Genomic DNA, 732 nt, shown 5'->3' with positions numbered 1-732 from the left:
GGCTACTTCGTCGCGGAGTTGACCGGCCTGAACCGCCGGGACGGCTGGATCAAGGGGATGCGGCTGATCGTTCGCCGGGTCAGGCCGTCCGGCCGGCAGATGCACGACCTGACCACGTTCGAGAAGAAGACCGGCTGGAAGTACTCAATCGTCGCGACGAACATCTCCAAGATGACCCGCGTCCGCGGCTCGCACCAGATCCAGTGGCTGGACGCCCTGCACCGCCACCACGCGGTCGTGGAAGACCACGTGCGCACGAACAAGGCGATGGGCCTGCGCAACCTGCCCTCGAAGTCCTGGCAGGTCAACGAGGCATGGACGCTGACCGCGAACCTTGCCGCCGACCTGGACGCCTGGCTGCGGCTGCTGACCCTCCACGACACGGGCGAACTGGCCACCGCCGAACCTGACACCATGCGCTTCCGGCTCTACCACCTGCCCGCCCGCCTCGCGAAGCATGCCCGGCGCCGGTGGCTACGGATCGAGACCACCTGGCCCTGGGCCGACGCCTTCACGATCAGCTGGCGCCGACTCGGCGCCCTCCCCGCCGCCCCCTGAACGGCGCAGCCTGCCCCGACGACGACCAGGAAGGAGCCGACCAGTAAGCCCCGGGAGACGTGGAACCCCGGCGCACTCCGCAGCGACACGCGAAGATCCCACCCGGCACCCGCCGGGACAAACGGGATGAACCGATCACCTCAGTCGGCAGGGATCACCGCAGACGGATCGAGG

The 732-nt window shown here is 68.9% G+C and carries 1 protein-coding gene; it reads left to right on the top strand.

The window, feature by feature from the left end:
* Positions 1-558: transposase (locus tag VXC91_RS46425; RefSeq protein WP_329513340.1), on the top strand; the 558-nt coding region annotated here is incomplete at its 5' end.
* Between the last annotated feature and the right edge of the window lie 174 nt (positions 559-732).

This window comes from Streptomyces chiangmaiensis, assembly GCF_036281785.1.
GTDB classification, from domain to species: Bacteria; Actinomycetota; Actinomycetes; order Streptomycetales; family Streptomycetaceae; genus Streptomyces; species Streptomyces chiangmaiensis.
This window is presented reverse-complemented; position numbering and strand designations above follow the sequence as displayed.